Origin of the sequence: Acinetobacter sp. YH18001 (assembly GCF_013416975.1) — a bacterium.
Lineage (GTDB): Bacteria > Pseudomonadota > Gammaproteobacteria > Pseudomonadales > Moraxellaceae > Acinetobacter > Acinetobacter pseudolwoffii.
In genome coordinates this window covers 1-9,045 of sequence record NZ_VPEU01000060.1, presented here as the reverse complement: position 1 = coordinate 9,045, position 9,045 = coordinate 1, and the positions used below count along the sequence as shown (strand labels likewise).

Below are 9,045 nucleotides of genomic sequence, written 5' to 3'. Positions count from 1 at the left end.
TGTTCAAATGGCGATTCAGCGTTTAATTGGTTTTGGGAAAAAAGAAGAGTTTAAGGAAATTTTGGCAATTTTAAGAAAGCAGAATCCTGATAGGATAAGGGTTCTGTGAAATTTGTCGTGTACAGAGATAAATCTTAAATTTAATCTTGACTGACGCTTGAATTTTTACACCCTGCCCCGATTTCTTTAGGTAATCAAGAACTTCAACCATGGCAGTTCAGCATTAACGCAGTGAATACTGAGGCCTGAGGACTGTACATGTTTAAGAACCCATTTAAACGGAGTAAATCAATGGCGACTGAGCAAAACGAGCAAGCTCAAAAATTTGAGCAAGAGCAAGCGGAACAAGATACAGCGCAAACTCAAGCTGAAACCGAGCAGGCAGAAGTTTCCGTTGAGTCTTTACAAGAGCAGATTGCGCAGCTTGAAGGTGACTTAAAGTTAGAAAAAGCACGTACGGCCAATGCAGTCTACGAAGCACAAAAAAGTGTGGAACGTATTCAGCGTGAATCTGAAAAGCATAAAGATACCGTTTTAGAAAAGTTCTCTAAAGAACTTTTAGAAACCGTCGACAATCTCGAGCGCGCCATTGTTGCCGCAGGTGAAGAGAAAACTCCACTGCTGGAAGGCGTTGAACTGACACTTAAATCTTTATTGAATACCTTAGAGAAATTTGGAGTCGTGGTGGTAGACACCAGTAACGGCTTTAATGCTGATCTGCATCAGGCAGTTGGGATTGATCCAAATGCCAAAGCCAATGAAATTGGCACTGTTTTGCAAAAAGGCTACACGCTGAATAATCGCCTGTTGCGTCCGGCGATGGTCATGGTTGGCGCTTAAGCCAAATAAATTCGGGAGTTTGTGAAATTTTTTCAACAATTTTACTTGAAAAAAATCGAACGGCTCTCATATCGGATAACAAGTAAATCCCTTTTAATTTCCCTTTGATAAAGGGAAAAGTTTGGGAATAAAAAAATTTTTGAGGAAACATCCAAATGGCTAAAATCATTGGTATTGACTTAGGTACTACAAACTCATGTGTTGCAGTACTTGAAGGCGACAAAGTTAAAGTAATCGAAAACGCTGAAGGCGCGCGTACAACGCCATCAATTATTGCCTATAAAGATGGCGAAATTCTGGTAGGTCAATCGGCAAAGCGTCAAGCGGTAACGAATCCTAAAAATACCTTGTTCGCGATCAAACGTTTGATCGGTCGTCGTTATGAAGACCAAGCGGTACAAAAAGATATCGGTCTGGTACCGTACAAAATCATCAAAGCTGACAACGGTGATGCTTGGGTTGATGTCAACGACAAGAAACTTGCACCACAGCAAATCTCTGCTGAAATCTTGAAAAAGATGAAGAAAACAGCGGAAGATTACCTGGGTGAAACAGTAACTGAAGCGGTCATTACCGTTCCTGCTTACTTCAACGATGCCCAGCGTCAAGCCACTAAAGATGCAGGTAAAATTGCAGGTTTAGAAGTGAAACGTATCATCAACGAACCAACTGCTGCTGCACTTGCGTTCGGTATGGACAAGAAAGAAGGCGACCGTAAAATCGCGGTTTATGACTTGGGTGGTGGTACATTCGACGTTTCAATCATTGAAATTGCGGATCTTGATGGCGACCAGCAAATCGAAGTGTTGTCTACTAACGGTGATACATTCCTGGGTGGTGAAGACTTCGATAACGCATTGATCGAATTCCTGGTTGAAGAGTTCAAGAAAGAACAAAACTTCAACTTGAAACAAGATCCGCTTGCGCTGCAACGTTTAAAAGAAGCTGCTGAAAAAGCGAAGATCGAGCTTTCTTCTTCGAATGCAACTGAAATCAACCTGCCATACATCACTGCTGATGCGACTGGTCCTAAACACTTGGTGATCAACGTAACACGTGCGAAACTTGAAGGTTTGGTTGCTGACTTGGTTGCGCGTACCATTGAGCCATGTAAGATTGCACTTAAAGATGCAGGTCTTTCGACTTCTGACATCTCTGACGTAATCCTTGTGGGTGGTCAGTCTCGTATGCCAATGGTTCAACAGAAGGTTCAAGAATTCTTCGGTAAAGAGCCACGTAAAGACGTAAACCCTGATGAAGCAGTCGCAATGGGTGCTGCGATTCAAGGTGCGGTACTTTCAGGTGACAAAACTGACGTACTTCTACTTGACGTTACTCCGCTGACACTTGGTATCGAAACCATGGGTGGCGTGTTAACAGCAATCATCGAGAAAAACACCACGATTCCTGCGAAGAAATCTCAAGTGTTCTCGACTGCTGCTGACAACCAGCCTGCTGTAGACATTTCTGTGTTCCAGGGTGAACGTAAAATGGCGCAGCAAAACAAATTGTTGGGTAACTTCCAATTAGGCGATATCCCACCGGCTCCACGTGGTGTGCCACAAATTGAAGTGTCTTTCGATATCAACGCTGATGGTATCTTGAAAGTATCTGCAAAAGACAAGAGCACGGGTAAAGAGCAATCGATCCAGATTAAAGCAAACTCAGGTTTGTCTGATGCTGAAATCGAAGCAATGATCCGTGATGCTGAAGCGAATGCTGAAGAAGATCGCAAATTCGAAGAATTAGCGAAAGCACGTAACGAAGCGGATGCGTTAGTTTCTTCTGCTCAAAAAGCAGTGAAAGATTTGGGCGAGCAAGTGACTGCAGACGAAAAAACTGCAATTGAAACTGCGGTTTCTGAGCTTGAAGCATCAACTAAAGAAAATGATGTTGAAGAAATCAAAGCGAAAACTGAAGCGTTGCAAAACATCATCATGCCGATCACTCAGCGTGCCTATGAAGCAGCTCAAGGCCAAGGCGGTGCGCAAGGGTTTGATCCGAACGCATTCGGTGGTGACGCTGGTCAACAACAGCAAAAAGCGGACGACGGCGTTGTAGATGCTGAGTTCACTGAAGTAAAAGATGACAAAAAATAATTTGTCGCTTTAACTGAAAAACCGCGCAATAGCGCGGTTTTTTTATGTCCAAATTTTAAAGCATGAAGGTAAAATGACTAAAAATGGATCGTATGTTCAAGTAAAGCTGTTTAAGTTAAATCCAACATGAAACGACCATCAACCCTGAAAATTCTGATTTTGCGGCCTTTCAGCAATGGGTTAAAGCCATGTTATTGCTACAGGAACGCCACGCTTGTCGACTGTATGCCAAATCCGGCCGGGGTATGAAGCTGGAAGCGCAAGTTGGCTGGTGCACGGGCTGGATCGAAACACCACAGGCTGACATCGTGGTCTTTTCCCTGAATATACAGATGCACAGTCATATGGATCCGGCGATTCGCCTGGACATTTTACAGCAGGCCTTGGCCGAATTAGGACTTTATCCAAAAGCTGAGCAGGAAGGCAAATAAGCATGGGAAATGCCTTAAAATTAAGCTATATTTTTTAAAAATAAGCATCTCAATAGCAATATGCGCCTTCTACTCTGTCTGGTCATCGTTGGGTTAATCCTGTCTGCCTCTATGCATATGCAGACCAAAGCTCATCCACAACTGCGCTACAACTCGCTTGCAGACCGGCTCAGTCATCCTTTTGACACACGTTTACGCTTTAAGGTCGATCAGGTTGATGCAGGCTTTGGGCTGAGTAAAGAGCAAGTGATTCAACTGAGCAAAGAAGCCGTCGAGATCTGGCATCAGGGCACCCATCGCGATGATCTGCTGCTCTATGATGAAAATGCCCAGCTGAGTATTCATCTGATCTATGATCAACGGCAACAGGAATATAATGCCTTAAAGAAAGTCGAAAAACAGTTGCTGGCAGATGATGCCCAGTATCAACGTCAGGTCAAAAATCTGGAAGCATCTTATCAACATCTGGAAAGTCAACAACAACGCTTGATCCAGCAAAGAGATCAGATTAATTATGAATTTCAGAAGCTACAGCAACGACGGCATCAGCCAAATTTATCTGCCTATGAGCACGAACAATTAGAATATGAGTTTCAGGCTTTACAGCGCAAATCGGAAAATTTTAAACGGGAAGCCGAGTATCTTCAGCGACAGCAAAGTTCTTTTAACCTGAATGTTTCGCTGCATCAACATAGTCTTGAAAATCATCAACAGAATATCATTCAGGCCCAGCAACGTTTTCCTGCCCGTGAATTTCATAAAGGGGTATTTATGGGTCATCAGATTCATGTATATCAGTTTGATGCAGAAGATGATCTGCGTCTGACACTGGCTCATGAACTGGGGCATGCTTTGGGCCTGTATCATCATGATGATCCAGAGGCGCTGATGTATCCGGTACTGGGAAAACAGAATTTACAACACTTTCAGTTGCGACCTGCCGACAAGACTTTGCTGTATCACCGTTAAGTGATCAGCCTGAATTCCTTAATTAATTTAAGTGTATAAGTGTTATAAAAAAACACTCTATTCGGATTTCATGTTATTGTGAACGGCTACATTGTTCAGGCCATCTTTGGAGATTCATGTGAGTTACTACCATATTTTAATTGAAGTAAATGACCACATTAGTACGATTGATGAAACGCGTGATATCGAGATCTTTGATATTGAGGATATTCAGCCACATCTTCATGCGATTTTATTGCCTTATTTCAATGAACAGCTGATTGAACTGGACGATGAGAATCTGGAATATAAAGATATTTTACATCTGGAAATCAAACAGACCCTCTTGCCGATCAATGACCTGATCGAAGAAGAGCAGCGCCTGTTGCCAAGTGATACCGATATTACCATTAGCGCTTATGAGATTTTTAATAATCGTGAGCTGAGTCAGGATGTCACATCAGTAATTTTTGACCTCTTGGAAGCGGTAAAACTGGAAAATTAAGTTTTCTTCAGATATAAAAAAGTCCTCATCAAGAGGACTTTTTTATTGTACGTGTTTAGATCGAGAATGAAGATCCACAACCACAAGTGGTGGTCGCATTCGGGTTTTGCACCACAAAGCGTGAACCTTCCAGACCTTCCAAATAATCTACAACTGAACCGACCAGATATTGATAGCTGAGTGAATCGACCAGTACTTTCACATCGCCGTTGGCAAATTCTGCATCATCTTCATTCTGACTTTCGGCAAAGTTAAAGCCATAAGAGAAACCTGAACAGCCGCCACCGGTAACATACACACGGAGCATTAAGTCTTGGTTACCTTCACTGTCACGCAACTGGCGTACTTTATTTGCGGCATTGTCGGTGAGCACAAGCGCTTGGGCATTCATGGCGGATTCCTCTGTTGAATGGAATGTCTTTAAAAAGAAAAGACCATATCGAAGTATAACACACTCAATATATGGTCAGTCTCTACAGATTAAAAGTCAAATCAGAGTAATTTTATCAGGATTATTTGTAGTTCTCATCCTGTAAGGCACATTCGAAGTTTTGCGGGTTCTGTTTACAACGGAATTGCCACAGCAGTTTCATCATGCGCTTATCATATACGCCGCGTTTGGTCAGGTCTATTCTGGAATCGCGCATCATTTTCTGATAGCCCGGTTTATCTGCAGCCGGAATATCCATCCAGTATTTTGCAGGAATATCGGCTTTCATTTTGCCCAGAATACCAAAAGCGCGCGGCAACTGGCTTCTCACCCATTCACGTGATTTTTGACCATAACCCGCCGGGAATTTATCGGGACGGATAATGATATTACCGGTCACTTGCAACACCGGATAATTCACAATCGCACCTTTTGTACCTAAGCCTTTGTGTAATTCTAGGGGTTTAAATACCGCAGCGGGTGCGCCAATGATATCAACCTGACCATTGTTAAACTTGGCGCCAAAGTTGGTGACATCGGCACTAACGGCTTGAGCACCAACCTGCTGCACCATGATTTTTTGTGCTTCATCATAGTCGAGTACCGCAATTTTTTTACCTGCAGCTTTGGCCACGGTATTAATACTACGGTCATTGACCAACAGAAAAGCATCACCGACAGGAATCACCCCCACCACTTCATATTTGCCATTGAGCATATGTTTGGCAAAAGTCGGACTCGCCAGACCCTGCATCACTTTAACGGCCAGATTCAGATCTGGAATCGCCCCGATGGCATCGAGTGAGCCGGTAAAACTGTTGAACTGACGCCCGCGCATTCCAGTAACACTAATCCCGTCACATTTTCCGGCTTTAAAATCTTCTGCAACCACGGCTTCATTGGTATTCACTCTAAGCTCGATATCAGCGCCCCAGTTTTTCGCTGCCAGCTGATAATCTTTCATGACGCTATACACATCGCCATTTTTGCCCACCAGATCAAATACGCACATCACCTGTTTGGCCTGTACCAGACCTGAAACAGTAAATGTCGCTGCGGCCAATGCCAGTATTTTCCATCTTCTTTGCATCATCCTAATGTCCTTATACCTTGTTTTTGTTATTGCGATTTCAGCCGCATCTAATTGTTTTTATATTAATCATAAGAAATCAATCTTTAGATCAAGCTTAAGCTATTTAATCAGCTGTACAATGGCTGATCTGCCTCAGTTCAACCACAAAAAAAGCTTAGACTCAGCTAAGCTTTTTCTTTAAAAATCAAATTACTCACCCGGAAGTGAACACTCAAAATTGGCTTTGTCGACAGAACAGCGCGCGCGTTTTAACACTGACATCATGCCAGCATCATAGATTCCGCGTTTGGTCATGTCCATACGGCCATCACGTAACATTTTCTGATACTTGGTTCTATCTTCCACGCTCAGATTCATTTTATATTTCGACGGAATTCCGGCTTCCAGACGGCCGATCATGGCCATACTTTTTGGCAGGTTTTTGATAAACCAGTCACGCGATTTTTGCCCAAAACCTGCCGGGAATTTTTCCGGGCGAATGACAAAATCGGACGTCACATGCAGCACCGGGAAATTAAACATCGCGCCGTTATTGCTGAGGCCTTTATAAATCTCTAGCGGTTTATAAGCATAGGCTGGTGCCCCCACCATATCCACCTGACCATTGTTAAATTTGGCCACAAAATTGGATACATCGGAAATCACAGCCTGGGCACCGACACGCTGCACCATAATTTTCTGGGCATCGTCATAGCCCAATACCGCGAATTTTTTACCTGCGGCTTTTTCGATCGAGTTAATATTTTTGTCACGGACAAAGATGAACGCCGAACCAAGTGGTGCAATCCCGGCAATTTCGTATTTTTTACCACCCAGATTAGTCACCATTTTGCTGGCATTGCGTTTGTCCAGCGCAAAACTAATGGCACGCTGTGCAATTGCATTGCTCGGTGCACCGCCCAGTGCATCGATAGAACCGGCAAATTTATTGTATTGACGGGCGCGCATGGCAGTCATAAATACACCATCACATTTTCCGGCTTTAAAATCATTGTCGGCAACAGCTTCATCCTGGCGGGCAATCAGATTGATTTCTGCGCCCCAGCCTTTTGCAGCCAGTGCCCATTCTTGCGCCATCTGGAAAGACTCACCCGATTTACCCAGTAAGTCAAACACGCAGATATCGACTTTTTCTGCATGCACTGCATTGGCAAAACCAAATGTAGAAAGTGCAGCCAATGATAAGAGTGCTTTTTTCATTGTATTATCCTTTGGAATCTTGTTATTCGCTGAGTGTCCGTACACGGAACAAATATTAAGCAAGTTTAATTAAAAAAAATAGAGCATTTACTCCATTTAAAACCCGTGTTTTGGCCTATAAAGATAAATCAGCGTATGTTCTAAATATTATTTTATAAAATATTTTTAAATATCAATTTCTTAATATTTAATAGAAGTTTCGTATCATTACATTTAATCCGTGAGAGTTACAAAGATATACATCATTTGAATTTTATTCGCCACTAATTGAACACTCAAAATTGGTTCTTTCGACGGTACAGCGGGCACGCTTCAATACCGTCATCATGCCGGGATCATAAATCCCCTGCCGGGTTAAATCGATGCGGCCTTCGCGCAGAATCTTCTGATAGGCAATGCGATCTTCACGGCTTAAGTTCAGCTTATATTTATTGGGAATTTCCGCTTCCATACGTTTCACCATGGCAAAACTGCGCGGCAACTGTTTCACAAACCAGTCTCTGGATTGTACTGCGAAAGAGTCAGGAAATTTATCCTGCCGGATGATCAGGTCGGCAGTGACATTGATTACTGGAAAATTAATCATGGCGCCTTTATTGCCCAGACCTTTTTCTAATTCAAGCGGTTTAAAGGCATAAGCCGGTGCAGCCACAATATCGACTTCGCCCTGATTAAATTTACGGATAAAATTGGAAATTTCCGACATTACCGGCACGGCTTCAATCCGATTGACCATAATTTTCTGGGCATAGTCATAATGTAGCACGGCAAATTTCTTGCCTTTTACCTGTTCCAGTTTATTCAGCTCGCGATCACGGACAAAAATATAAGCCGGGCCAATCTGTCCGATCCCAGCCACTTCAAATTTTTCTTTGCCAATCTGGGTGATCAAGCGCTTGCTGTTGCGTTTGTCCAGTACATAACTGATGGCTTTCATGGCAATGTCATTATTTGGCACACCACCAATCGCATCAATCGAGCCGGCGAATTTGTTATAGGCGCGGGCCCGCATGGAGGTCATATAGAAGCCATCGCATTTACCTGCCTTGGCATCCTGATCCACTTTGGCTTCGTCCTGATAGGCAGTCAATTGAACATCAGCATTCCAAGCTTTTGCAGCTAAGGCCCATTCTTCCAGTAATTTAAAAGATTCGCCAGACTTGCCCAGCAAATCAAAAACACAGACATTTACTTTGGCATGACTTGAAGTCGATGCCAGTAGACCCAGTGCAGATAAAACTAAAAATCCCTTTTTCATTTTTATTTTACTCTATCGTATTTTTTGCTCGATCAGCTTCTACTATAAACAACTGTTAATGCTGAAAATAGAGCTTATACTCAACTTATGCGTCCATAATATATAAATTCACAGTATTTAAAAGCTGGCTCATTTCAGTAAAAGTCGCAAGATTTTTCATTTTCACAAGGCTTTCCTTTAGAATAGGCGCATCTTATTTCTTAGCTTTGATTTCTCAATGATTCAGTTAGACCAGTTATCT

Annotated in this window: 8 protein-coding genes and 1 pseudogene; 5 read left to right on the top strand and 4 right to left on the bottom strand. The window is 42.8% G+C overall.

All coding sequences use genetic code 11. The features are described from left to right. Positions 1-291: 291 nt before the first annotated feature. The 5 genes and pseudogenes from grpE (at position 292) to FTV48_RS13230 (ending at position 4,823) form a co-directional block, all read left to right on the top strand. Complete coding sequence (gene grpE, locus FTV48_RS13250) at positions 292-840, top strand: nucleotide exchange factor GrpE (RefSeq protein ID WP_005173545.1); 549 nt, start codon at positions 292-294, stop codon at positions 838-840. 155 nt (positions 841-995) lie between these two features. Continuing rightward, a complete protein-coding gene (gene dnaK / locus FTV48_RS13245; RefSeq protein WP_074383783.1) occupies positions 996-2,939 on the top strand; it encodes a molecular chaperone DnaK in 1,944 nt (647 codons plus the stop codon). Positions 2,940-3,109: 170 nt separating this feature from the next. Beyond that, a pseudogene (locus tag FTV48_RS13240) lies at positions 3,110-3,370 on the top strand (hypothetical protein); the annotation flags it as partial. A 60-nt stretch (positions 3,371-3,430) separates the two neighbouring features. After that, positions 3,431-4,339: a matrixin family metalloprotease gene (locus tag FTV48_RS13235; RefSeq protein ID WP_005173536.1), complete on the top strand. Its 909-nt coding sequence runs from the start codon at positions 3,431-3,433 to the stop codon at positions 4,337-4,339. Positions 4,340-4,445: 106 nt separating this feature from the next. After that, on the top strand, positions 4,446-4,823 hold the full coding sequence (locus tag FTV48_RS13230; protein WP_167381287.1) for a hypothetical protein: 378 nt from the start codon (positions 4,446-4,448) through the stop codon (positions 4,821-4,823). 55 nt (positions 4,824-4,878) lie between these two features. Here the strand turns inward: FTV48_RS13230 and erpA are convergent, their stop codons facing one another. The 4 genes from erpA to FTV48_RS13210 form a co-directional block, all read right to left on the bottom strand. Beyond that, positions 4,879-5,214, bottom strand: coding sequence for an iron-sulfur cluster insertion protein ErpA (erpA, locus tag FTV48_RS13225; protein ID WP_004281944.1), 336 nt, complete (start codon positions 5,212-5,214; stop codon positions 4,879-4,881). Between the two features lie 121 nt (positions 5,215-5,335). Further along, entirely contained in the window at positions 5,336-6,343 is a 1,008-nt protein-coding gene (locus tag FTV48_RS13220; protein ID WP_074384156.1) for a putative solute-binding protein, read from the bottom strand. 192 nt (positions 6,344-6,535) lie between these two features. Beyond that, complete coding sequence (locus FTV48_RS13215; RefSeq protein WP_100329867.1) at positions 6,536-7,546, bottom strand: putative solute-binding protein; 1,011 nt, start codon at positions 7,544-7,546, stop codon at positions 6,536-6,538. Positions 7,547-7,799: 253 nt separating this feature from the next. Then, positions 7,800-8,804 (bottom strand): putative solute-binding protein, encoded by a 1,005-nt coding sequence (locus FTV48_RS13210; RefSeq protein WP_100329866.1) that lies wholly within the window; start codon positions 8,802-8,804, stop codon positions 7,800-7,802. Positions 8,805-9,045 lie beyond the last annotated feature (241 nt).

Coding starts and splice junctions, on each gene's coding strand:
- grpE (WP_005173545.1), top strand. CDS start 292: ATGGCGACTGAGCAAAACGAGCAAGCTCAAAAATTTGAGCAAGAGCAA.
- dnaK (WP_074383783.1), top strand. CDS start 996: ATGGCTAAAATCATTGGTATTGACTTAGGTACTACAAACTCATGTGTT.
- FTV48_RS13235 (WP_005173536.1), top strand. CDS start 3,431: ATGCGCCTTCTACTCTGTCTGGTCATCGTTGGGTTAATCCTGTCTGCC.
- erpA (WP_004281944.1), bottom strand. CDS start 5,214: ATGAATGCCCAAGCGCTTGTGCTCACCGACAATGCCGCAAATAAAGTA.
- FTV48_RS13220 (WP_074384156.1), bottom strand. CDS start 6,343: ATGCAAAGAAGATGGAAAATACTGGCATTGGCCGCAGCGACATTTACT.
- FTV48_RS13215 (WP_100329867.1), bottom strand. CDS start 7,546: ATGAAAAAAGCACTCTTATCATTGGCTGCACTTTCTACATTTGGTTTT.
- FTV48_RS13210 (WP_100329866.1), bottom strand. CDS start 8,804: ATGAAAAAGGGATTTTTAGTTTTATCTGCACTGGGTCTACTGGCATCG.